Consider the following 22,481-nt stretch of genomic DNA (forward strand, 5'->3'; position numbering starts at 1 on the left):
GGAACAAAAGAAGGTTTTGCGGCAAAACGGATAACATTGAATCCGAATACATATTTATTCGATTGCCGTCAGGAAAAATGAAAATCCGCTGTTGACGATCACCGAATCCGACGGTATAATTAAAAACAAGTTTTCAGATTGGAAAAACAACATAAAATCATTTGAACAACGCTCTTATCAAGAGAGGCGGAGGGACGAGCCCGATGAAGCCCGGCAACCCCGGCTGTGATCCGGAAGGTGCCAATTCTTGCAGGAGCCGAAAGGCTTCCTGAGAGATAAGAGAAGGGTTTGTTTCGGTGTGACTAAAACCTCTTCTCTTATCGAGAAGAGGTTTTTTATATCCTAAGGAGGAGATCCCATGAGCGAAGAACAAAGATCCTACCGTCCGGAAACCTTGGCCGTCCATGCGGGGCAAGAGCCCGACCCGGCTACCAACGCCCGGGCCGTGCCGATCTATCAAACCACATCGTACACCTTCAACGATACGGAGCATGCGGCTAATCTTTTCTCCCTGGCGGAGCCGGGCAACATCTACACCCGGATCATGAATCCGACCCAGGATGTGTTTGAAAAGCGGGTGGCCGCTCTGGAAGGCGGCGTCGGTGCACTGGCGGTCAGCTCCGGCCAGTCAGCGACCACTTATGCCCTCTTGAACATCGCCGGCTCCGGGGATGAGATTGTCTCTTCCAGCAGCCTCTATGGCGGTACGTATAACTTGTTCGAACATACCCTGCCCAAATTGGGTATCAAGGTGAATTTCGTTGACCCGACGGATCCGGAAAACTTTAAACAGGCGATCACCGATAAAACTAAAGCGGTTTTCGCTGAAACCCTGGGGAACCCCAAGATGGATGTGCTGGATATTGAAGCGGTGGCTGATGTGGCCCATGAAGCCGGCATCCCTCTGATCGTGGACAACACGCTGGCATCGCCCCACCTTTTGCGGCCCATCGACTTTGGTGCCGATGTGGTGGTCCATTCCGCCACCAAGTTTATCGGCGGTCATGGCACCTCCATCGGCGGTGTGATTGTCGATTCCGGTCAATTCGACTGGACCAATGGCAAGTTCCCCGGCCTGGTGGAACCCGATCCCAGTTACCACGGGCTTTCCTACACGGAAGCGCTGGGCGAGCTGGCCTACATCACCAAGGCGCGGGTGCAGCTTTTGCGGGATTTGGGATCGGCCCTCTCTCCCTTTAACGCCTTTCTCCTGTTACAGGGCCTGGAAACCCTCCATCTGCGGATGGAGCGTCACAGTGAAAACGCCTTGAAAGTGGCCAAATGGCTGAAGGAGCATGAGTTGGTTACCTGGGTGGATCATCCAGGACTGCCGGAACACGCTTCCTATGAAAAGGCACAGAAGTACCTCCCTAAAGGGCAGGGTGCAGTCTTCTCTTTCGGTATCAATGGCGGACTGGAGGCCGGTCGCCGGTTCATCGAAAGCCTAAACCTCTTCTCTCACCTGGCCAATGTAGGTGATGCCAAGTCCTTGGTGATCCATCCGGCCAGTACCACACACCAGCAACTGACGGAAGAGGAGCAGAAAGCCGCCGGCGCTGCACCGGATCTGATCCGTCTCTCTGTCGGTATCGAAGCGGTGGATGACCTGATCGCCGACCTGGACCAGGCCCTGAAGAAAAGCCAGGACCCCGCCTTGGTCTAGGGCATTAGACGTCACCCGATGGAAGGTTTTAAAGAAATGGGGGTGTCACCGATGCACAAACAGACGGAACTGGCTCAGATTGGTAACCGCAAAGATCATGAAACTGGGGCGGTCAACTTTCCGGTTTACCATTCCACGGCGTACCAACATCCAGGCCTTGGACGGAGTACCGGGTATGACTACACCCGTACCGCCAATCCCACTCGATCGGTGCTGGAAGATGCGATTGCCCGGCTGGAAGAGGGGGAGGCTGGGTTCGCCTGCAGTTCGGGAATGGCGGCGATTCAGACGGTGATGGGCCTCTTTTCACAGGGTGACCACCTGATCGTTTCCCTGGATCTGTACGGCGGAACTTACCGGTTGTTTGAAAAGGTGCTAACCCGATATGGCCTCTCCTTCACCTATGTAGATCTTCGGGATCTGGACGCCGTCCGTGAAGCTGCCACCCACCGCACTCGGGGCATTTTTATCGAGTCTCCGACCAATCCGCTGATGCGGGTGACCGATCTAGCCGCGGTTTGCCGATTGGCCCGGGAGCATGACTGGCTGTCTATTATCGACAATACCTTCATGACCCCCTATTTCCAACGCCCGCTCCAGTTGGGTGCGGATGTGGTGATCCACAGCGCGACCAAGTATCTCGGCGGTCACAATGATGTCCTGGCCGGCCTGATCGTCACGGCGACGAAAAAGCTGTCGGAACAAGTGGCCGACCTACACAATGCCCTGGGTGCCACATTGGGCCCTCAGGATGCCTGGTTGCTGATGCGGGGACTGAAAACCCTGGCTCTCCGGATGGAGAAACATCAGGAGAACGCGCTGGCGCTTTGCCGCTTCCTTGAAAACCATCCCGGAGTGGAGAAAGTGTTTTATCCCTCTCTCTTCCCTCGGGAACGAGAGGTGCAGGAGCGCCAGGCGACAGGTAGCGGTGGGATGCTTTCCTTCCGGGTGAAGGATGAGGAGATGGTGGAAACCTTCCTCTCTTCTCTGCAGGTGATCGCCTTTGCCGAAAGCCTGGGCGGGGTGGAGTCTCTGATCACCTATCCCGTAACCCAGACCCATGCTGATATCCCGGAGGAGATCCGCAACCGGGTGGGTGTCTGTCCCCGTCTTTTGCGCATGTCTGTCGGAATCGAGCACGCGGATGATTTAATCGCAGACCTCGCCTGGGCCTTGGATCGGTCCCAGGTGACTGGATCAATGAACTGAAAGGGTGTGGAGAGGATGAACTTCGGAACCCGGTTGCTCCATAACGGAAATGAGGTCGATCCCTTTACCGGTGCGGCCAGTGTCCCGCTGTATCAGGCGTCGACATATCATCAAGCGGACATCGACAACCCGGGGACTTTTGATTATGCCCGCTCCGGAAACCCCACGAGAGAAGCCCTGGAACAGACCATTGCCGAATTGGAAGGCGGCACTCGGGGGTTTGCCTTCGCCTCCGGTATGGCAGCCATCTCTACAGTGTTTCTCCTCTTTTCTAAGGGCGATCACCTGGTGGTCTCTGAAGACCTCTACGGTGGCACCTTCCGGGTGTTGACCGAAGTGCTTCCTCGTCTCGGCATTCAGGCCACCTTTGTGGATACAACGGACTTGGACCAGGTGCGGGCGGCCATCCGGTCACAGACGCGGGCGCTCTATATCGAGACCCCGTCCAATCCCACCCTAAAAGTGACCGATCTGAAGGGAGCGACGGAGCTGGCGAAGGAGCAGGGGCTCTACACCATCGTAGACAACACTTTCCTGACGCCTTGTTATCAGCGGCCCCTGGAACAGGGAGCGGATATCGTCATCCACAGTGCCACCAAGTTTATCGCCGGTCACAGTGATGTGGTCTCCGGGTTGGTAGCGGTAGGGGATGCCTCCCTGGCGGACCGTCTGGCCCTGCTCCAAAACGCTCTGGGGTCGGTGCTGGGTGTACAGGATTGCTGGTTAACCATGCGGGGGTTGAAAACCCTGAAAACCCGAATGGATACCTCTTCCGCTTCGGCTGACTACATCGCCCGGGAACTCCGCCGTTTCCCGGAAATTCGCCGGGTCTATTACACCGGACTGGAAGACCATCCCGGCCATCGGATCCAGTCCCGCCAGTCCGAGGGACACGGAGCCGTTCTCTCCTTCGATCTGGGAGACGGTCAACGGGTACGCCAGGTCCTGTCCCGGGTCCGGTTACCACTTGTGGCCGTCAGTCTCGGAGCGGTGGAGAGCATTCTCTCCTACCCGGCCAAAATGTCCCACGCCGCTATGCCGCCGTCAGAGCGGGCCAAACGGGGCGTTACCGACGGACTTCTACGCCTGTCGGTGGGTCTGGAAGATCCGGATGATCTTTTGGAAGACTTGGAGCGGGCCATCCGGGGTCGCCGGATCTCCTCCGTTGGCACGGAGTGGCGTGCTTCCATCGTATAACGCGGGATAATAGAACTGAGAAAAGGAAGGGATACCTTTTCTTTGACTGCCTTCCCCAGGAGATCGGTAAGATCCGATCTCAAAGTTCAGTGAGGTCCGATCTTTCATCAGATTGTTTATAGGAGTCTTCCCCGGTGGTACGGGGAAGGCTCCTTTGTTATTTGCCCATAAAAAAACCCCCGGCAGGGGTTGAAATGGACGAGAAATATAATCAAGAGAGGAAAAAGGATTAATGGATAGCCGGTTCTTTTTCTGCCACTTCTTCTGTGGGGGAAGATTCATCCGTCCGTTGGCTCAGCCCCAATGTTTGTGCCGTGAAGGCGTGAATTTCTTGCAGCAGGTCCGGATTTTCTATGAGGGACTGACCGTAGGAAGGAATCATCTCTTTGATTTTCGCTTCCCACTCGTTCATATGTTGCGGGAAGCATTTTTTGAGGACATCCAGCATCACGTGAACGGAAGTAGAAGCACCGGGAGAAGCGCCCAGCAGGGCGGCAATCGAGCCATCTGCGGCGGTAACCACTTCCGTGCCGAATTGGAGCGTTCCTTTGCCGCCGCTTTCCGTATCTTTGATTACTTGCACCCGTTGTCCGGCCACGACGATATCCCAATCTTCGCTTTTAGCGTTGGGGATAAACTGGCGCAATTCTTCCATCCGCTGTTCTTTCGATAACATCACTTGTTGAATCAGGTATTTGGTCAATGTCATCTCTTTGGCGCCGGCCGCCAACATCGTGAATAGATTATCCGGTTTGATCGAAGTAAATAAATCCAACATGGAACCATTTTTTAAAAACTTGGGTGAGAAGCCGGCAAAGGGTCCAAACAGCAACGATTTTTTGTTGTCGATATATCGGGTATCCAGATGGGGAACAGACATGGGTGGGGCCCCCACCTTGGCTTTGCCATAGACTTTTGCATGGTGCTTCTCTATCACATCCGGATTATTGCATACCATAAATAGCCCGCTGACCGGGAAGCCGCCAATGTGTTTGCCTTCGGGGATACCGGATTTTTGCAATAGATGAAGGCTTCCACCTCCGGCTCCGATAAAGACGAATTTTGCAGTATGGCGTTCAACTGCACCGCTTTTGAGATTTCGCACTTTTACTTCCCATAAGTCGTCGCTGGTCCGTTTGATATCCTGAACATCATGTTCGTAGTTGATATCTACCTGTTGATTTTCCAAGTGGTCGAACAATTTGCGGGTTAAAGCGCCAAAGTTGACATCGGTTCCTGTATCGATCCTTGTAGCCGCGATTGGTTCATCGGATGTGCGGTCTTCCATAATCAGCGGAACCCATTCCTTCAGTTTTTCCGGGTCATCGGAAAATTCCATCCCTTGGAAGAGAGGGTTGTTTGATAGAGCTGCAAAACGTTTCTTTAAAAAGTTAATATTTTGTTCCCCGTGTACTAAGCTCATGTGGGGCAAGGGCATAATAAAATCTTGAGGACGACTGATCAGATGGTTGTTTACGAGATAAGACCAAAACTGTGTTGAGACTTGGAACTGTTCATTAATCTTAATCGCTTTGCTGATATCGATCGATCCATCAGGCTGCTCAACGGTGTAGTTAAGTTCGCACAGTGCCGAATGTCCGGTTCCGGCATTGTTCCATTCGTTGGAACTTTCCTCTCCCGCTTTCGCCAGCTTCTCAAACACTGTCATTTCCCATTCCGGTACCAATTCTTTCAAGAGTGTCCCCAAGGTGGCACTCATGATCCCAGCACCGATTAGAATGACATCTGTTGTCGTTTCTCTGTTGCTCAATTTAACCAACCTTTTCCCCTGAATTTTAAAGGCTTCGTACCAAGTGGGCGTGACCTTGTCACACAACCGCTTCCACATCAATTATAACAATACCAACGATCATTACAATTATTGGCGATGTTGAAAGGTAGATGAGAGGAAGGGAAAACGGTGGTTGCCTCATGGAAAAGCAGAGGCTGGAGATCCCAAAAGAAAGAGGCGGAAGTGCCTATCCCCCTCTACAAAAACCTTTCTATTCGTACATATGACATAGAAGAAGCGACCTCTCCCTAAAAGAGAGTAAGTCACTCTGATAAATGTTGTTACTTTTAGTCTACCCTTATAGAGGAAAACCCGTCAAGAGGGAACCTTTCCCCGCCATCTGGTGGCAGTTTGATAGAAAGAAGCTGTGCAAGCTCGGATTACGAATGGACTTCATCCTTTTGCGCATCCAGTACGCTGATGGGGCTGAAGGCTTCGAAGTGGATGCGCTCTTGCGGAATACCCATCTCTTTCAAGGCCCGGATCACCACATTCATAAAGGGAATCGGACCGCAAACATAATATACCCCATCGGTTTGAGTGAGGATCGATTCCAGCCATGGACGATCGATAAACCCTTCTTTGTCAAAACGTTTTTCCTGACGGTCTTTTTCCGTTGGTTGTTCATAACAGACATAGGAGTCGATATGAGGGTTCTGATCGGAAACCTGAGCTACATGTTCCCTCATAGCGTGAACCTTGCCGTTGATCGCAGCGTGAATAAAGGTCATGGGTCGGTTTGGCTGTTGTTCTGCCACGGTGTTAAACATGCTCATCAGAGGAGTCAATCCGACACCGCCGCTGATCAGAATCAGGGGATCCTGGTTGTCTAAGTCCACCGTAAAATCACCGGCAGGCGCACTAAAAGAGAGATGATCCCCTTCAGCAATCTGATGGTGCAGGTAATTGGAGACGATTCCCGCCGGAATGTCATCATGGGCATCCTCCCGTTTGACACTGATCCGGTAGTAGTCGTCGTTAGGCTTGTCGGATAAGCTGTAATGTCGAATGTGATCGTATTTCTCTCCCGGGATTCGCGCTCTCAACGTGAGGTATTGTCCGGGTTGGTAGCTGGCGATCGCTTTTCCGTCAGCAGGCTTGAGGTAGAAAGAGGTGATCACGTCACTCTCTTTCACCTTGCGATCCACCACAAACTCCCGGAATCCCCTCCATCCGCCGGGTTGGGACTCTGCCTGTTCATACAGCTCTTTTTCGATGCGGATAAAGACATCGGCCAGGTATTCGTAGGTTTCCTCCCAGGCACCCATGATTTCATCATTGACCTGATCGCCCAGAACCTCTTTCACCGCTTGCAGCAGATTTTCTCCGACGATGGGGTATTGCTCCGGCACGATCCCGATCGCCCGGTGCTTATGGGCGATACGGGTGATAATGGGGCGGATGGCTTCCAAGTGGTCCAGGTTCTCACCTGATGCATACACGGAGTGAGCCAACGCCTCCTGCTGAATGCCCCGACGCTGGTTGGTTTGGTTGAACAGGTTGTACAGTTCCGGATGGCTTGCGAACAGCAATTGGTAAAAACGTTTCCCGATCGCCTTACTGTGTTCTTTGAGCACCGGTGCGGTTGATTTTACAATTTCGATGGTTTGGGAATTCATCCTGATTACCTCCTATCCTCCGGTTAGTATGCGGATCGATCCAAGAAATTAAACTTGCTCTTTCGTATTTATAATGTGAAACAGAAGGAGAAAAATGTGATATCGATCACACTTTCATATTCTTGTAAAAAAAGGATTAAAAAGTAGACACAAATAACATCAGTTCCTCTATTTGTGATTTTTTTCACAACAATGGGGCGGGCGAAAGGATATGGTCTGTGATAAAGGAGGGATAAGCAATGAAGATCCAATCCTGTTCAGAGTTACAGGAGTTTGACGATGCCCGATTCGTCAAAAAAAACCTTTATAAAGGGAATGGGAACGTGGTTTTTCTTCTCCATCTGTTGCCCGGGCAGGAAATTCCGGCTCACACTCACCCGGGCAAAGAGGTCTTTCTTTTGGGACTGCAGGGGAGAGGCAGCTTGTGGATCGGTGGCGAGCATCACACCCTGGGTTGCCAGGATTTTGTCTACTGCGGCGATGAGGATGCATTGCGCATCTACAACGATGGTAAAGAGGGATGGGTTCTGTATGTGGTGTTAGCGGCAAAAAAAGAGCCGGAAGTCGAGCAGGCGAAAAAGCCGATCAAGAGACACCCGAGCTTGTTTCCCCTCTCCCATCACCACCATCATGCGCTGGTCATGAGTCGACAGTTGAAGCAACAGAAGGAGGAACCGGCGGTGTTGCGTGAGAAGCTGAAGAAATTTTGGAATGAAGGCGGACAGCGACACTTTCGGGAAGAAGAGGAGATTTTGCTACCCACTTATTCTCGCTATGCCTCAGTGGAACGACCGGAGATCACCGAGATGCTGATGGAACACGTGCGGATCCGGGGGCAAGTGGAAGAGATTCTTGAAGGGGAAGAGGAGCCGTCTGGGAAACTCCTGTACAATTTGGGAACCTTATTGGAATCTCATGTTCGTAAGGAAGAGCGAATCGTCTTTCCGATGATGGAAAATTATATACCCGAGGAAGAGTTAAGCCGACTGGGGGAGCTGCTGGCAGACGATTAAACATTGGAGAAGGATCGGACAGGAAAAACGACCCGCATTGTCGTCGTGGGTAAGTTACGCATACGCCTGCTCCATTCAAGGGTTGTGCCATGAACGGCTCCTCATCGACGCCAATGAGGAGAAAGCGAAGGGATGGGTCTAAACGACGGTCTTCCCTTCGCCGGATCACCGATGACCATTCGGACGGGGGACGATTCCGACTGTAAGGATGCCGATGTTGTCGTCTTGACGGCAGGGGTCAATCAGGATCCGGAGGAGTCGCGTTGGGATCTGGTGGAGAAGAACACCCGTATCTTTGAGTCGATCATCGACTCGGTGATGAAAAGCGGGTTTAACGGAATCTTTATTGTCGCCACCAACCCCGTGGATGTGTTGAGCTATGTGACTTGGAAGTATTCGGGCTTACCGCCGGAACGGGTGATCGTTCCGGCACCATATTGGATACCGCCTGCTTCTTTACCTGCTGGGACAAGCCTACCAGGTGGATACGCGCATTGTGCGCCTATATCATCGGCGAATACGGGGATACGGAGCTGCTAGTATGGAGCTTGACCGATATCGGTCGCCTTTCCATTGACCCATACTTGGCGGAAGGAAAAGGGCTTTCCACAGAGGAACTGGACGACTTGTTCATTCAAATGCGAGACGCCGTCTATCATATCATCCAGGCCAAAGGGGCGACCTTACGGTATCGGCATGGGATGGTGCGATTGACCCGGCTATTCTGGAAGATGAAAATTCCATCCATACTGTTTCCGGTATGGGCTCAGGGGAAATGTGGTTGCAGGATATCGATATCGGACTCCCTGCCATCTAAGTAGTGGAGGAGGAAGCCCGGAAATCGTGTCACTCCGCCGATGTGAGTTCACGAGTGATCCACGGGAGTTAAGGCGCTTTAGCCTCCCTTGATCGACCGGTTTTTGCCACCTTATGTTCAACATTTCACAAATAGGTGATCATGAAAAAATCGCCAAAGCGGCGATTTTTTGTGGCAAGTTTATGTCTGACCGGCGACTGATCTGTGAAATCCAATTAGAATGTGACCTTTTACACATAGAGATCGTTCCATCCTGTATATAAAAAGAAGTGAAAATGAATGAACAGGGAGTGGAAAGGGATGAAACCAAGATGAGACGATCTTCCCTAGGAAAGATGCTGCTGTTAGCGGTTCCATTCTTGTTAACAGGCTGCCGGGACCGATTTTTAGTGTTGGATCCTGCCGGGCCTGTCGCAGAAACGGAATATAACATGATCGTGCTTTCTGCCGTGTTGATATCGATTGTTGTGATTCCGGTAATCGGACTGTTGATCTATATCGTTCGAAAATATCGGGATCGTCCCGGCAATGATGCTCCGTACCAACCGGAATGGGCCGATAGCAAAAGACTGGAAATCGTCTGGTGGGGAATCCCGATTGTGATCATTGCGGTATTAAGTGTTTTTACCGTACGTGACACATTCGCTTTAACCCAACCCCCTTCAGATCAAGAGCCCGTAACGATCCAAGTGACCTCTCTCGACTGGAAGTGGATGTTTCAATATCCCGAGTCCGGTGTGGCGACAGTAAATTACGCCAAAATTCCCGCTGGAGTGCCGGTCCAGTTCGTCTTGACCTCTGATGCTCCGATGAACTCCTTCTGGGTTCCCCAACTGGGCGGACAGACGTACACCATGCCGGGGATGGCGATGCGCATGTGGTTGCAGGCGGATCAGCCGGGAACTTATTACGGTCATGGCGCCAATTTTACCGGGAAGGAATTCGCCAAGATGGAATTCGATGTGATCGCTGAAAAACCTTCGGAATTTAAAGAATGGACTAAACAGGTAAAAGAGAGCAAGCCGAAAATGACCAAAGAGGATTACAAACAGTTGAAAGAGCCTGGTGTTGTGGAGGAAAAAACGTTTTCTTCCTATCCGTCGGATCTATTTAAGGAGATCGTAATGAAAAACGGTGGCATTTACCGTAAAGAAGAACATCAACACATATTGAACGATTAAGATTGAAGGGGGAGTTGACCCATGTCCCTATGGCCGACTGAACCGATGGTTCAGGCTTCGCTCGTCGCGATTATCCTGGTCTCGATCGGCATCATCTTCACTTTGACCTATTTTAAGAAGTGGGGATGGTTGTGGAGAGAATGGATCACCACGGTCGATCACAAAAAGATCGGCATCATGTATCTCATATGTGCGCTGCTCATGCTGTTCCGCGGTGGCGTTGATGCGTTGTTGATGCGGATTCAGCTGGCGTTTCCCGATCTTCAGTTCTTGGATGCACAGCACTACAATGAGATTTTTACCACTCACGGAACCATCATGATCCTATTTATGGCGATGCCTTTTCTCTTCGCCATGTTCAACATTGTCGTTCCTCTACAGATTGGGGCGCGCGATGTAGCGTTTCCCTATTTAAACGCGGTCAGTTTTTGGCTGTTTTTCTTCGGAGCGCTGCTATTCAACATCTCCTTTGTTTTGGGAGGAGCACCTGATGCGGGTTGGGTGAATTATCCGCCGCTATCGGAATTGACTTTTAGCCCAGGTCCGGGAATCGATTACTACCTGCTCTCTCTTCAGATCTCCGGAATCGGAAGCATCGCCACCGGGATCAACTTCCTGGTCACCATTCTCAAAATGCGTGCTCCGGGAATGTCCATGATGCGGATGCCTATGTTTTCCTGGTCTGTGCTTGCCTCCTGCATTGTGATCATTTTTGCCTTTCCGGCCTTGACCGCCGCGCTCGCTCTTCTCTCTCTGGACCGGATCGTCGGTACCCATTTCTTCACGATGCTTCATGGGGGCAACCCGATGATGTATATGAACCTCTTTTGGATTTGGGGGCATCCCGAGGTCTACATCGTCATCTTGCCTGCCTACGGCGTTTTTTCCGAAGTCGTCAGTACCTTCTCCAAAAAACGGCTCTTCGGGTACAAATCCATGGTGGCCTCCCTGCTGTTGATCAGTGTAGCCAGCTACCTTGTCTGGGTTCACCACTTCTTCACCATGGGCTCTTCCGCCGGGGTGAACAGCTTCTTTGCCGTCGCATCCATGGCGATCGCGATCCCTACCGGTGTCAAGGTGTTTAACTGGTTGTTTACCATGTTCCGGGGTCGAATTCGGCTGTCGCTGCCCATGTTGTGGATGCTCGCTTTCATTCCTACCTTCGCGTTAGGAGGCGCGACGGGGGTGATGCTGGCAGTCGCTCCCGCCGACTACCAATTCCACAACAGCTACTTTCTAATTGCCCATTTCCATCAGGTCTTAATCGGAGGTGTGGTTTATGGCATGCTGGCGGGGCTTTACTACTGGTGGCCGAAGATGTTCGGTTTTCAGCTGGTCGAAAAGCTGGGTAAATGGGCGTTCTGGCTCTTTAACATCGGATTTTACGTTTGCTTCATGCCCCAGTATGCATTGGGTCTGATGGGGATGACAAGGCGGATGTATGAGTACCCATCGGGAATGGGTTGGAACGGCCTCAACCAGGTTTCCACAGTGGGGGCCTTCATCATGGGGATCGGTTTCCTGTTGATCGTCGCCCAGATCCTGTACAGCATCCGTCACGGAAAGCGGGACACCACGGGAGACCCCTGGAATGGGCGGACCCTGGAATGGTCCTTACCGTCTCCGGTTCCCCACTACAATTTTGTCCGTATTCCCGAAGTGAAAGGGCGCGATGCGTGGTGGATGATGAAACAGGAGAAGGGGGATGAAGCGACAAGCACCCCATCTTCCTCCATCCAACCGATTCACATGCCCAACTCTTCCGGACTTCCTTTTCTCATGTCCCTCGCTTTCTTTGTGGCTGGCTTCGGCTTGGTGTTCCATCAGTTCGCGCTGGCTGCTGTAGGTGGGATCGGGATTGGAATCTGTCTGTTCCTACGGTCCCTGGAACAGGATGAAGGTTACATGTTATCCCCGAAGGAGATCCGACGGATAGAAAGCGCACAAGGGAGGTTATAGAGATGGCACTGGCACAACATGAAGTGGTTCGCGCCCAAACGGAGGCGAACCGGCCGTTGGAATACGATGAGGATGGACAGAGGCACATCTTAGGGTTTTGGCTGTTCTTGGCTACGGATCTGGTGCTGTTCGCCTGTCTGTTCGCCACCTATCAGGTCTTGGTCACCCATACCGATGGCGGCCCCGTCTTATCGGAGCTATTTGAATTGGGTGGCGTTACCGCCGAGACGATTCTACTTCTCACCAGTAGCTTTACAGGAGGCCTGGCCATTTATGAAATGCGCCGGGGGAACCTCCGGGGGTTGATTGGTTGGTTGGTGTTTACGGTTATGCTGGGTCTCGCCTTTATCGGCATCGAGGTGTATGAATTTGTCACCTTCGTAGGCGAGGGGGCGACCATGCAACGAAGTGCGGCTCTGTCGGCATTCTTCACCTTAGTCGGAACCCACGGATTGCACGTGAGTTTCGGCATCCTATGGATGATTTCCGTGATCGTACAGCTCTTGCGCTTTGGAATACAACCCGTTACAGCACGGAAAGCGTTTATCGCGGGGCTCTATTGGCACTTTCTCGATGTGGTCTGGGTATTCGTCTTCTCCGCAGTCTATCTCATGGGGGTGCTCGGATGAACATGATGGAGAAGCAGGGAAGAACGGACGGGAAACCATCCCGTTCCTTTCCCTGGTCATATGTGATCGGTTATATTCTGTCTCTCTTGTTGACTGGAGCCGCCTTGCAGTTAGCGTTGACGGCGCCGTGGGCTAGGTGGGTGGTCGTGACGGGGATTCTGTTGTTAGCAGTCTTGCAGGTTCTCGTTCAGCTGTTCTTCTTTATGCATCTATCGGATAAATCCGGGCCCTCTTACATCGGGGTTTCCATGTCCTACGCTTTCTTTTTCGCGATTGCCGTTGTCGCCGGTTCCATCTGGGTAATGTCCTTCAATTCTCAGGTTCAGTAAAAGGGGGTGGTGAGGATGGCGAATTTGTCGGCCCGGTCGGAAAGTCCTCCACTCACACATATCGTTAAGGCGTATGTAGAGCTATTGAAACCCCGGATTACAGCTCTATTGGTATTTACCGCTCTGTGTGGGGCGATGGTTGCTCGTGGGGCTTTCCTCGACCCCTGGTCCCTGTTGGTGATCGTGATCGGATTATCTGCCGCGGCTGGAGGGGCCGCGGCAGTCAACATGTGGTATGACCGGGATACCGATGCGATTATGGAACGTACGGTGAACCGTCCCATCCCGGCAGGGACCGTGCCGCCATCGACTGCGTTGGTGTTGGGAATCCTATTGCAGATTTTTGCGTTGGTATGGTTTTGGGTCCATACCAACGGGTGGACGGTTGTTTTGACTCTGGTCGGTTATCTCTACTATGCCGTCGTTTACACCATGTGGCTGAAGCGAAAAACCGTCCACAACATTGTGATCGGCGGAGGGGCGGGAGCGGTTCCGCCGCTGATCGGTTGGGCGGCGGTGACCGGATCCCTGGATTGGACGGCGATCTCCCTGTTTATGGTGATCTTCTGTTGGACACCATCTCACTTTTGGTCTTTGGCCATCGTCAAAAATGAGGACTACCAGAGGGCGGGGGTTCCGATGATGCCGGTTGTCCGCGGTGTGCGGGAGACCAAACGGCAGAGCCTGATCTACATGGCGGTCCTGGCTCTGGTCTCCCTGGTTCCCTTCTTCACAGGAGCGGTGGGAACCTTTTATCTGGTCGCAGCGATCCTGTGTAATATGGGGTTCTGCCTCGCCCACGTTTATCTGTGGTTGGAGGATGACGATCAGACTTTGTGGGCGAGAAGGACCTTTTATGCCTCTTTGCTGTACCTGCCCCTCATTTTTATCGCTGTGGCGTTTGATGTCATTTTCTAACCGGGAAAAGGGGGTCGGATCTATGTCTTCTCAAAAGAACTCCCGTCTCTATCCTTTGTCTCTGGCGACTTTAATCGGGTTATTTCTGGTGAATACGATGGGCTTTGTCGATACCCATACAGCTTCCACTTTGGGATGCGGACGGGAATGGCCCTTGTGCAACGGACAGATCATCCCGACGACCGGGGATTATCGGACGGCGATTGAATATATTCATCGCTTGCTCGTATTTGGCGATTTAATCTTGCTGGTTGGGTTGATACGCGCCACATGGAGACGTTACCGACAGCACCGGGTGGTGCGGGTGTTGATCGGACTCTGTTTGCTCGGCTTTGTCGGGGAATCCTTCCTCGGTGCGATGGCCGTTCTCTTTGTCAATCCACCTGCGGTCCTGGCTCTTCATATGGGAACGGCGTTACTCTCCTTCACCGGTCTCTTCTTGCTGACCGTGTTGCTGAAGCGACTGGAACGCCGGGAGACATTCCAAGCGGGAATCGATGATGAGAGAGGACCCACTTTTACACGATGGGTTTGGTTTACGATTATCTATTGTTTTTTGGCCATCTATTTTGGAGCTTATGTTTCCAGCACCGGCTACGGGGCGTACTTTCAAGGGTGGCCGCTCCCGGATGGTCCCTATCTCCACATGGGTGCCTATTATGTGGACATTATCCATCGGACGATCGCGCTGGGCCTGCTCCTGTTGGTCATCCGTTTGCTCGTTCTGGCTTTTCCCATACGCCATGAGCGCCCCGACTTGTGGAAGGGTAGCCTCTGGTCGGTGACGCTGGTGGTGTTGCAATGGTTCAGCGGCGCTTTCCTGCTGGAAACGAATTTAAGCTTGACGGCATTTCTTATCCACGTCACGATCGCCACCTTCCTGTTTTGTATCTTAAGTTTGCTCCGTTTTTCCGTCGCCTCCAGTGTGACCGAGGCGACAATTGCCAGGAGTAAAGGAGGTTGGCAGTATGAGTCACTTTGACCGGAATCCCTTTATCGTGATCTGGGAAGTGACGAGGGCCTGTGCCCTGCGTTGTCTGCACTGCCGTGCCGAGGCCCAGTATCACAGGGATCCCCGCGAGTTGACCACCGAGGAGGGAAAATCGCTGATCCGAAGCCTGCGGGAGATGGATTCCCCCATCTTGGTTTTTACCGGTGGGGATCCGTTGATGCGGGAGGATCTGTTCGATCTCGCGGCCTACGCCAAGGAACAGGGGCTCCATGTCTCCTTGACTCCCAGTGCCACCCCTCGCGTCAAACCCCACGTCATGCGCCGGGCGAAAGAGGTGGGACTGAATCGCTGGGCCTTCAGCCTCGATGGATCGACCGCCGAAATTCACGACTGGTTCCGGGGGACGCCAGGTTCTTACGATCGGACGATCCGGGCGATCGAGTATCTACGGGAACTGGAAATGCCTTTGCAGATCAACACCACGGTCAGCAAGTACAACCTGGAGGATTTACCGAAACTGGCCGAGTTGATGGAATCCATGGGGGTCGTGTTGTGGAGCGTCTTCTTCCTGGTACCGACGGGCCGGGGGCGGAATGGGGATATGATCTCTCCTGAAGAACACGAACAGGTTTTTCATTGGCTCGCCGATCTGTCGGATCGCGTTTCCTTCGATATCAAAACCACGGCCGCTCCCCCTTATCGACGCGTGCTGGCCCAGCGGGGGACGGTCCCGCAAGGAAAGGGACATCTGCGAGCTCCCCACGGGGTGAATGATGGGAATGGGTTCGCCTTTGTCTCCCATATCGGCGAGGTGTTTCCCAGCGGTTTTTTGCCTGTCTCCTGCGGAAACGTCAGAGAGCAATCCCTGGAGGAGATCTATCGCGAACATCCTTTGTTTCAATCGTTGCGGGATCCCGATCAATTGAAAGGAAAATGTGGTATGTGTAAGTACCGGTTCATCTGCGGGGGCTCCCGGGCACGGGCCTATGCCCTCACCAGGGACCCGCTTGCGAGCGATCCCACATGCACCTACCAGCCCGCTGTGGAAAAAGCGGCGGAGATGGAAGGATAAAAAACGGATCGAAGAACGTCCCGGTTGGGGGAAACCCGATCGGGACGTTTTTTGCTGCAGATAGAGGGTCCGCCGGAGCGCGCGGGGAGATAAAGTTCTCAATTTGTTCAATAGTTCACAAAGAATACGTCATAATTGGAACGTTCCTCGAGGCTGATTTCGTGCCACAATAAGGGTGAGGTCAAGAATCTAACAGCTTCCATCCTACTTCGATGGGCAGGCGAGAAAGGGGAGGAAATGGATGGATGTGATCACTCTATCACGAATTCAGTTCGCTGCGACGACGATCTTCCATTACTTTTTCGTGCCTATCTCGATCGGTCTGGCGTTTATGATCGCCATCATGGAAACCGTGTACGTGGTGAAGGGAAAAGAAACCTACAAGAAGATGGCCCAATTCTGGGGAAAGCTGTTTCTGATCAACTTTGCGGTCGGTGTGGTTACCGGGATTCTGCAAGAATTTCAATTCGGGATGAATTGGTCCGATTACTCCCGGTTCGTTGGAGACGTTTTTGGTGCTCCGCTCGCCGTCGAGGCGTTGCTCGCCTTTTTCATGGAGTCCACCTTTATCGGGTTGTGGATTTTCGGATGGGAGCGCTTATCTAAGAAACTGCACCTGGCCTGTATCTGGTTGGTCTCCCTGGGTACCGTGATGTCGGCATTCTGGATTTTGGTTGCCAACTCCTTTATGCAGCACCCTGTCGGTTATACGATCCGCAATGGTCGTGCTGAGATGAACGATTTCTTCGCTTTGATTACCAACGGTCAGTTTTTGGTCGAGTTTCCGCACACCGTGTTAGCTGCTTTCGCAACTGGGGCTTTTCTCATCACCGGGATCAGTGCCTGGAAGATGTTGAAAAAGCAAGAAGTGACGTTCTTTAAGAAGTCCTTTCAGATCGGGATTGTGGTGGCTTTGATCTCCTCGGTGTTGGTTGCGGTTGTTGGCCATAAACAGGCCCAGTATCTGGTGGATACCCAACCGATGAAGATGGCCGCCAGCGAAGCCTTGTGGGAAACCAGCGACGATCCGGCTCCTTGGACCGTGGTCGCGTCCATCGATCCCGAGGAAAAGGAAAATCAGTGGGAAATCGAAATTCCCTTTTTGCTCAGTTATCTATCCTACAGTGAGTTTTCCGGGGATCTGCCGGGTATGAACGAACTGCAAGCCCAATATGAGCAAACCTACGGCCCTGGCAATTATATTCCCCCTGTACGGACCACGTTTTGGAGTTTTCGCATCATGGTGGCTTCGGGAACGCTGATGATCCTCCTCAGTCTGTACGGCGTGTATTTGACACTCCGTAAGCGATTGGAGCGCGCCAACCGATGGTTTTTGCGCGCGATGGTCTGGGCGATCTTTCTGCCCCATCTTGCCAATGCCACCGGATGGATCATGACCGAGGTGGGCCGACAGCCGTGGACGGTTGTCGGTCTGTTGCGAACGGAGGACAGCGTCTCTCCAGGAGTAACATCGGGTGACGTGTTGTTCTCGCTCCTCACTTTCTCGGCGCTCTATACCATCTTGGCGATTGTGATGGTGTATCTCTTTATCCGCGTCATCAAAAAGGGTCCGGGTGAATCGGTGAAGGCTGATGTACCATCCAATGATCCATTTGATCGGAGGGAACACCATGCTTTCTCTCAATGAGTTGTGGTTTGTGCTGATCGCGGTGTTGTTTACGGGGTTCTTCTTTCTGGAAGGCTTTGATTTTGGCGTGGGTATGTCCACGAAACTGTTGGCTCGGACGGAGGGTGAACGGCGCACGCTGATCAATACTATCGGTCCCTTTTGGGATGCCAACGAAGTCTGGTTGATCACCGCAGGCGGGGCGATGTTCGCGGCCTTTCCCCACTGGTATGCCACCCTATTCAGCGGTTATTATGTGCCGTTTGTCCTTGTTCTGTTAGCCCTGATCGGTCGCGGGGTTGCCTTTGAGTTTCGCAGCAAAGTGGATCGTGAAAGATGGAAGCGCACATGGGATCACGCGATCTTTATCGGCAGTTTGCTGCCCCCTTTCCTGTTCGGTGTAGTCTTCGCCGGGTTATTGAAGGGATTGCCCATCGACCGGCAGATGGAGATGCAAGCTGGATGGTCCGATATGGTGAACCCGTACACTATCGTCGGCGGAGTGACGGTGACGCTGCTCTGTCTCGTGCACGGGTTGGTGTTTACCACTCTGAAGACGGAAGGCGGTTTACGGGACCGAGCGCGGACGATGGCCAAACGACTGCTCCTGCCGCTGGCGATTCTGCTCGTCCTATTCGGCGCGATGACGGTTATGATGACCGACGTATTCCAAGCCCGCGGCGCGATTTTAACCCTGATTGCGGCATGGGGAGCGGTCTCCTTTGTATCCGCCGGCGCATTTCTTACCAAAGGAAAAGATGGTTGGGCTTTCGGCATGACCGGATCGGTCATCGTCGCCCTATTCGCCGCTGTCTTTATCGGGCTCTTTCCCCGGGTGATGATCAGCACGATCGACCCCGCTTTCCATTTGACCGTGTACAATGCGGCATCGGGTTCCTACTCACTGAAAGTGATGACGATCATAGCATTGACACTGTTACCCTTCGTGCTCGGGTATCAGATCTGGAACTACTACGTTTTTCGGAAACGAGTCAGTGAAAAGGGGCACCTGGAGTATTGATGATGCAACCGTGGTGGAAATGGCAAGGGGGAAAGCTCGTACTCTTGCAGCTGTCAACCCTTGTCTTCATTCAAAGCATATCCATCGTACTCTCGGCCAAGTGGCTGGCGGATGTGATCTCGGCGCTGTTTGACGGAGCTCCATTGTCCGCGCAGTGGGGGAAGCTCGGGTTGTTCCTCACCTTTTTTCTCCTCCGTCACGCGACAGGATCGCTGCAACAAAAGGTGGCTTACCGTTTCGCGGAAAAGGCGGGGACTCATACGCGGAGGCGCCTGATGGAGCGGCTGTTCCACTCGGGACCGGGGTTGGTGCAAAGGGAGGGGACCGGCAGACTGGTGACCCTGGCCTTGGAAGGCATATTTCAATTTCGCAAGTACGTGGAACTGTTTTTGCCGCGTATGATCGGAACTGCAATCACGCCGGCGGTTCTGCTCCTGTACATTTTCATGTTGGATACAGCATCCGGTGTGATCTTGGTGGTGACCATGCCGATTTTGATCGTGTTTCTCATTTTGATCGGCTGGGCCGCGCGAAAACAGACGGAAGCGCAGTTGGCATCCTACCGGAGGCTATCGAACCACTTCGTCGACTCCCTCCGAGGGTTGGAGACACTGAAGTTTCTCGGTCAAAGCCGTGCGCACGGTGGCACGATCGGTGCGGTGAGTGATCAGTACCGGACAGCGACAATGCGAACACTGCGCATCGCCTTCTTATCCTCCTTTGCCCTCGACTTTTTCACGATGCTATCGGTAGCCTCGGTGGCGGTCAGCTTGGGATTGCGCTTGATCGAAGGGCAGTTGGATCTGGTGACTGGGCTCACCGTACTGATTTTGGCTCCGGAATTTTTCCTGCCTGTGCGCATGGTCGGAGCGGATTATCATGCGACCCTCAATGGGAAAGAGGCCGGAGAGGCGATTCAATCGATTGTCCAGCGAGAGGGAGAGAACAGGGCTTCGACAACAAAGTTGCCGCCCGTTACCTGGGGGGAACAGAGTTCGCTGCGCTTACATGCGGTAGGAGTTCAAAATGAACCGGACGCTCCCCCTTCGTTGGAGGATGTATCGCTCGACATTCAGGGATTCGGTAAGGTCGGAATTATCGGGGAGAGCGGCGCTGGGAAATCGACATTGATCGATGTGCTGGCCGGCTTTCGCTCGCCTACATCCGGAAAAATCAAGCTGGACGGGATGGAGCTGGAGTCGCTGGTGGATGAGACCTGGCGGAAGCAAACGACCTATATACCGCAGCACCCTTATCTGTTCAACCAGTCTCTCGCCGACAACATCCGTTTTTATCGACCGGACGCGTCGCGGGAAGAAGTGAAACAAGCGGTCGATGCGGTCGGATTGAGCTCGACCGTTGAAGGGTTGCCGAGAGGCTTGGATGAGTGGATCGGTCACGGCGGACACCAGCTGAGCGGTGGGCAAGAGCAGCGGGTGGCCCTCGCCCGCGCATTGCTGGGCGCGCGCTCGGTGTTGTTGTTGGACGAACCGACGGCCCATTTAGATGTGGAGACCGAGTACGAATTGAAAGAAATCATGCTTCGTCTGTTCGAGAACAAACGGGTCTTCTTAGCGACACACCGATTACACTGGATGCCTCACATGGATCAAATCATCGTGCTGGATAAAGGCCGGGTGGTGGAAGTGGGAACCCATGAGCAATTGCTGGCGCAAGAGGGACGGTACAAGCAGATGATCATGGCACAAGGAGAAGAGATTCGATGAAATGGGTAGCGTGGATGCGCGGCGATCTCTGGACCTATCGATGGCGTCTGTTATCGATTGTCATCCTGAGCGTGTTGACCGCGGGATGTGCCAGTGCCCTCCTGTTCACGTCGGGTTACCTCATTTCAAGAGCGGCGCTGCGTCCGGAGAATATATTGATGGTCTATGTGCCGATCGTGTTGGTGCGAACCTTTGGTATCGGTCGGGCGGTCTTGCACTATGCGGAACGATTGGTGGGGCATGACCTCGTCTTGCGCATCCTGGCGAAGATGCGCGTACAACTTTACCGTGTGTTGGAACCGCAGGCGCTCTGGATTCGATCCCGCTACCGTACAGGGGATGTTCTCAGCACACTGGCGGAAGATGTGGAACAGCTGCAGGATGTTTACGTACGGATCGTCTTTCCCACCGTGACTGCCGTGGTCATCTATCTCTTCTGTGTCGCGGCGCTCGGGTGGTTTGATCTGCCCTTCGCCCTCCTGATGGCGTTGTACCTGTCGATCCTTGTTTTTATCCTGCCTGGGTTGTCGCTGTGGGTGACCTACAGGAGACAACGGCGAATGAAGCGCGGTCGAAACGAGCTGTATCGACGATTGACGGATGCGGTCTCCGGTGTGAGCGACTGGTTGATCAGCGGTCGTGCGCCCGCTTTCATTTGCGCCTATGAAGCGGCGGAAGCGAGGGTAGCGTCTTTGGAGAGGGCTTTGCGCCGCTGGGAGCGTGTTCGAACGCTGGTGGCGCAAAGTGTGGCCGGGGTGGCGGTCATCTTGATGGTCTATTGGGCGGGACAACAATCGGCTGCCGGCGAGCTGGCCCCAACATGGATCGCCGCTTTCGCTCTCACGGTTTTTCCACTGATGGACGTTTTCCTCCCCCTATCGGAGGCGTTAGAAAAAATCCCCCAATATGAGGATTCCCTGGACCGGATCCAGCGGATGGAATTTTCCGAGGCACCCTCCGCCCCTCCCCAAGGAAGGGTGTCGCAATCGGTGTTGGAACGTGCGGAAAAGCGGGCGGCGATTCGACTGCAAGAGGTCTCGTACCGGTATGGAAATACGGATCGATGGAGCGTCGATCAGGTTTTCCTCGATATTCCACAAGGGAAGAAGGTCGCCATCATCGGGCGTAGCGGGGCGGGGAAGTCCACTCTGTTGAAGCTGTTACAAGGCCTTCTCATTCCGGAGAGAGGCCGCGTCACCATCAACGGAGTGGAGGCGGATCGATTCAGTGATGACATATCCCGCGTGATTTCCGTACTGAATCAACGCCCTCACTTGTTCGATACTAGCGTGGCCAACAACATTCGCCTCGGACAGCCGGATGCATCCAATGAAGCGATTCATCGAGTGGCAAAGCAGGTGAAGTTGGACCGGTTGATCGAATCACTGCCTTCCGGCTACGATACGCCGATGCTGGAGATGGGTGCCCGTTTCTCCGGAGGCGAGCGGCAGCGGATCGCCTTGGCACGCATCCTGCTTCAACGAACGCCTGTCATCCTGTTAGACGAACCGACCGTCGGACTCGATCCCCGGACCGAGCGCGATTTGTTGCGAACCATCTTTCAGGAGACCGAAGGGAAGACGATCATTTGGGTCACGCACCACCTGGTCGGTGTCGAGCAGATGGATGAGGTGGTCATGCTCGAAGAGGGGCGAGTAGCCATGCGCGGTTCCCATGCTCAGCTGATCGAAGAAAGCCCGCGTTATCGAAAACTTCACCGGTTGGATCGCCCGGTGTAAACGTGTATAGCTCTCTC

Annotated in this window: 19 protein-coding genes and 1 riboswitch; of the genes, 17 read left to right on the forward strand and 2 right to left on the reverse strand. The window is 53.3% G+C overall.

Annotated elements, in window-relative coordinates; translation table 11 throughout:
- Window positions 1-171 precede the first annotated feature (171 nt).
- A riboswitch (SAM riboswitch) is annotated at window positions 172-282 on the forward strand.
- Between the two features lie 76 nt (window positions 283-358).
- The 3 genes from BLP91_RS12570 to BLP91_RS12580 are packed head-to-tail and all read left to right on the forward strand — an operon-like array spanning window position 359 to window position 4,069.
- The gene (locus tag BLP91_RS12570) at window positions 359-1,663 is read left to right on the forward strand and encodes a homocysteine synthase (RefSeq protein WP_091571667.1); all 1,305 of its coding nucleotides are present in this window, start codon (window positions 359-361) and stop codon (window positions 1,661-1,663) included.
- Window positions 1,664-1,714: 51 nt separating this feature from the next.
- Window positions 1,715-2,872: an aminotransferase class I/II-fold pyridoxal phosphate-dependent enzyme gene (locus tag BLP91_RS12575; protein WP_091571669.1), complete on the forward strand. Its 1,158-nt coding sequence runs from the start codon at window positions 1,715-1,717 to the stop codon at window positions 2,870-2,872.
- A gap of 15 nt (window positions 2,873-2,887) precedes the next feature.
- Entirely contained in the window at window positions 2,888-4,069 is a 1,182-nt protein-coding gene (locus tag BLP91_RS12580) for an aminotransferase class I/II-fold pyridoxal phosphate-dependent enzyme (RefSeq protein WP_091571672.1), read from the forward strand.
- 229 nt (window positions 4,070-4,298) lie between these two features.
- On the opposite strand, the gene BLP91_RS12585 is transcribed toward BLP91_RS12580, so the two are convergent.
- Together BLP91_RS12585 and hmpA are read right to left on the reverse strand one after the other, a co-directional pair.
- Window positions 4,299-5,840, reverse strand: coding sequence for a malate:quinone oxidoreductase (locus BLP91_RS12585; RefSeq protein ID WP_425412224.1), 1,542 nt, complete (start codon window positions 5,838-5,840; stop codon window positions 4,299-4,301).
- A gap of 401 nt (window positions 5,841-6,241) precedes the next feature.
- The gene (gene hmpA / locus BLP91_RS12590; protein WP_091571678.1) at window positions 6,242-7,480 is read right to left on the reverse strand and encodes an NO-inducible flavohemoprotein; all 1,239 of its coding nucleotides are present in this window, start codon (window positions 7,478-7,480) and stop codon (window positions 6,242-6,244) included.
- A gap of 239 nt (window positions 7,481-7,719) precedes the next feature.
- On the opposite strand from hmpA, the gene BLP91_RS12595 reads away from it, so the two are divergent.
- The 14 genes from BLP91_RS12595 to cydC all read left to right on the forward strand — a co-directional run bounded on the left by BLP91_RS12595 (window position 7,720) and on the right by cydC (window position 22,464).
- On the forward strand, window positions 7,720-8,493 hold the full coding sequence (locus BLP91_RS12595) for a hemerythrin domain-containing protein (RefSeq protein WP_091571681.1): 774 nt from the start codon (window positions 7,720-7,722) through the stop codon (window positions 8,491-8,493).
- A 132-nt stretch (window positions 8,494-8,625) separates the two neighbouring features.
- Window positions 8,626-9,033, forward strand: a complete 408-nt coding sequence (locus BLP91_RS17185) for a lactate/malate family dehydrogenase (protein WP_245662258.1) — start codon at window positions 8,626-8,628, stop codon at window positions 9,031-9,033.
- A gap of 8 nt (window positions 9,034-9,041) precedes the next feature.
- On the forward strand, window positions 9,042-9,314 hold the full coding sequence (locus BLP91_RS17390) for a hypothetical protein (RefSeq protein ID WP_342670301.1): 273 nt from the start codon (window positions 9,042-9,044) through the stop codon (window positions 9,312-9,314).
- Between the two features lie 307 nt (window positions 9,315-9,621).
- Window positions 9,622-10,491 carry a ubiquinol oxidase subunit II gene (locus BLP91_RS12605; RefSeq protein WP_091571774.1) on the forward strand — a complete coding sequence of 290 codons (870 nt, stop codon included), beginning with the start codon at window positions 9,622-9,624 and terminating at the stop codon, window positions 10,489-10,491.
- A 21-nt stretch (window positions 10,492-10,512) separates the two neighbouring features.
- Window positions 10,513-12,450, forward strand: coding sequence for a cytochrome aa3 quinol oxidase subunit I (gene qoxB / locus BLP91_RS12610; RefSeq protein ID WP_091571683.1), 1,938 nt, complete (start codon window positions 10,513-10,515; stop codon window positions 12,448-12,450).
- Window positions 12,451-12,452: 2 nt separating this feature from the next.
- A complete protein-coding gene (locus BLP91_RS12615; RefSeq protein WP_091571686.1) occupies window positions 12,453-13,079 on the forward strand; it encodes a cytochrome (ubi)quinol oxidase subunit III in 627 nt (208 codons plus the stop codon).
- Entirely contained in the window at window positions 13,076-13,408 is a 333-nt protein-coding gene (locus BLP91_RS12620; protein WP_091571688.1) for a cytochrome C oxidase subunit IV family protein, read from the forward strand. Before BLP91_RS12615 ends, BLP91_RS12620 begins: the two co-directional genes overlap by 4 nt.
- 15 nt (window positions 13,409-13,423) lie before the next feature.
- Window positions 13,424-14,326 carry a heme o synthase gene (gene cyoE / locus BLP91_RS12625; RefSeq protein WP_091571691.1) on the forward strand — a complete coding sequence of 301 codons (903 nt, stop codon included), beginning with the start codon at window positions 13,424-13,426 and terminating at the stop codon, window positions 14,324-14,326.
- A 22-nt stretch (window positions 14,327-14,348) separates the two neighbouring features.
- Entirely contained in the window at window positions 14,349-15,308 is a 960-nt protein-coding gene (locus BLP91_RS12630) for a COX15/CtaA family protein (RefSeq protein ID WP_176757963.1), read from the forward strand.
- Window positions 15,295-16,350, forward strand: coding sequence for a radical SAM/SPASM domain-containing protein (locus BLP91_RS12635; RefSeq protein ID WP_091571697.1), 1,056 nt, complete (start codon window positions 15,295-15,297; stop codon window positions 16,348-16,350). The genes BLP91_RS12630 and BLP91_RS12635 overlap by 14 nt, the downstream gene beginning before the upstream one ends.
- Window positions 16,351-16,591: 241 nt before the next feature.
- Window positions 16,592-17,998: a cytochrome ubiquinol oxidase subunit I gene (locus BLP91_RS12640; protein WP_091571700.1), complete on the forward strand. Its 1,407-nt coding sequence runs from the start codon at window positions 16,592-16,594 to the stop codon at window positions 17,996-17,998.
- A complete protein-coding gene (gene cydB / locus BLP91_RS12645; RefSeq protein WP_091571704.1) occupies window positions 17,982-18,998 on the forward strand; it encodes a cytochrome d ubiquinol oxidase subunit II in 1,017 nt (338 codons plus the stop codon). Before BLP91_RS12640 ends, cydB begins: the two co-directional genes overlap by 17 nt.
- 2 nt (window positions 18,999-19,000) lie before the next feature.
- Window positions 19,001-20,725, forward strand: a complete 1,725-nt coding sequence (gene cydD / locus BLP91_RS12650) for a thiol reductant ABC exporter subunit CydD (protein ID WP_425412226.1) — start codon at window positions 19,001-19,003, stop codon at window positions 20,723-20,725.
- Window positions 20,722-22,464 carry a thiol reductant ABC exporter subunit CydC gene (cydC, locus tag BLP91_RS12655; protein ID WP_091571707.1) on the forward strand — a complete coding sequence of 581 codons (1,743 nt, stop codon included), beginning with the start codon at window positions 20,722-20,724 and terminating at the stop codon, window positions 22,462-22,464. Before cydD ends, cydC begins: the two co-directional genes overlap by 4 nt.
- Window positions 22,465-22,481 lie beyond the last annotated feature (17 nt).

Source organism: Melghirimyces thermohalophilus, from assembly GCF_900102685.1.
Lineage (GTDB): Bacteria > Bacillota > Bacilli > Thermoactinomycetales > DSM-45169 > Melghirimyces > Melghirimyces thermohalophilus.

Excerpts from the sequence above, each read along its gene's own strand:
- cyoE (WP_091571691.1), top strand. The coding sequence starts at position 13,424 with ATGGCGAATTTGTCGGCCCGGTCGGAAAGTCCTCCACTCACACATATC.
- BLP91_RS12580 (WP_091571672.1), top strand. The coding sequence starts at position 2,888 with ATGAACTTCGGAACCCGGTTGCTCCATAACGGAAATGAGGTCGATCCC.
- cydD (WP_425412226.1), top strand. The coding sequence starts at position 19,001 with ATGCAACCGTGGTGGAAATGGCAAGGGGGAAAGCTCGTACTCTTGCAG.
- qoxB (WP_091571683.1), top strand. The coding sequence starts at position 10,513 with ATGTCCCTATGGCCGACTGAACCGATGGTTCAGGCTTCGCTCGTCGCG.
- BLP91_RS12640 (WP_091571700.1), top strand. The coding sequence starts at position 16,592 with ATGGATGTGATCACTCTATCACGAATTCAGTTCGCTGCGACGACGATC.
- BLP91_RS12620 (WP_091571688.1), top strand. The coding sequence starts at position 13,076 with ATGAACATGATGGAGAAGCAGGGAAGAACGGACGGGAAACCATCCCGT.
- BLP91_RS12635 (WP_091571697.1), top strand. The coding sequence starts at position 15,295 with ATGAGTCACTTTGACCGGAATCCCTTTATCGTGATCTGGGAAGTGACG.
- BLP91_RS12630 (WP_176757963.1), top strand. The coding sequence starts at position 14,349 with ATGTCTTCTCAAAAGAACTCCCGTCTCTATCCTTTGTCTCTGGCGACT.
- BLP91_RS12605 (WP_091571774.1), top strand. The coding sequence starts at position 9,622 with ATGAGACGATCTTCCCTAGGAAAGATGCTGCTGTTAGCGGTTCCATTC.
- BLP91_RS12615 (WP_091571686.1), top strand. The coding sequence starts at position 12,453 with ATGGCACTGGCACAACATGAAGTGGTTCGCGCCCAAACGGAGGCGAAC.
- BLP91_RS12570 (WP_091571667.1), top strand. The coding sequence starts at position 359 with ATGAGCGAAGAACAAAGATCCTACCGTCCGGAAACCTTGGCCGTCCAT.
- cydB (WP_091571704.1), top strand. The coding sequence starts at position 17,982 with ATGCTTTCTCTCAATGAGTTGTGGTTTGTGCTGATCGCGGTGTTGTTT.
- hmpA (WP_091571678.1), bottom strand. The coding sequence starts at position 7,480 with ATGAATTCCCAAACCATCGAAATTGTAAAATCAACCGCACCGGTGCTC.
- BLP91_RS12595 (WP_091571681.1), top strand. The coding sequence starts at position 7,720 with ATGAAGATCCAATCCTGTTCAGAGTTACAGGAGTTTGACGATGCCCGA.
- cydC (WP_091571707.1), top strand. The coding sequence starts at position 20,722 with ATGAAATGGGTAGCGTGGATGCGCGGCGATCTCTGGACCTATCGATGG.
- BLP91_RS17185 (WP_245662258.1), top strand. The coding sequence starts at position 8,626 with ATGGGTCTAAACGACGGTCTTCCCTTCGCCGGATCACCGATGACCATT.
- BLP91_RS12575 (WP_091571669.1), top strand. The coding sequence starts at position 1,715 with ATGCACAAACAGACGGAACTGGCTCAGATTGGTAACCGCAAAGATCAT.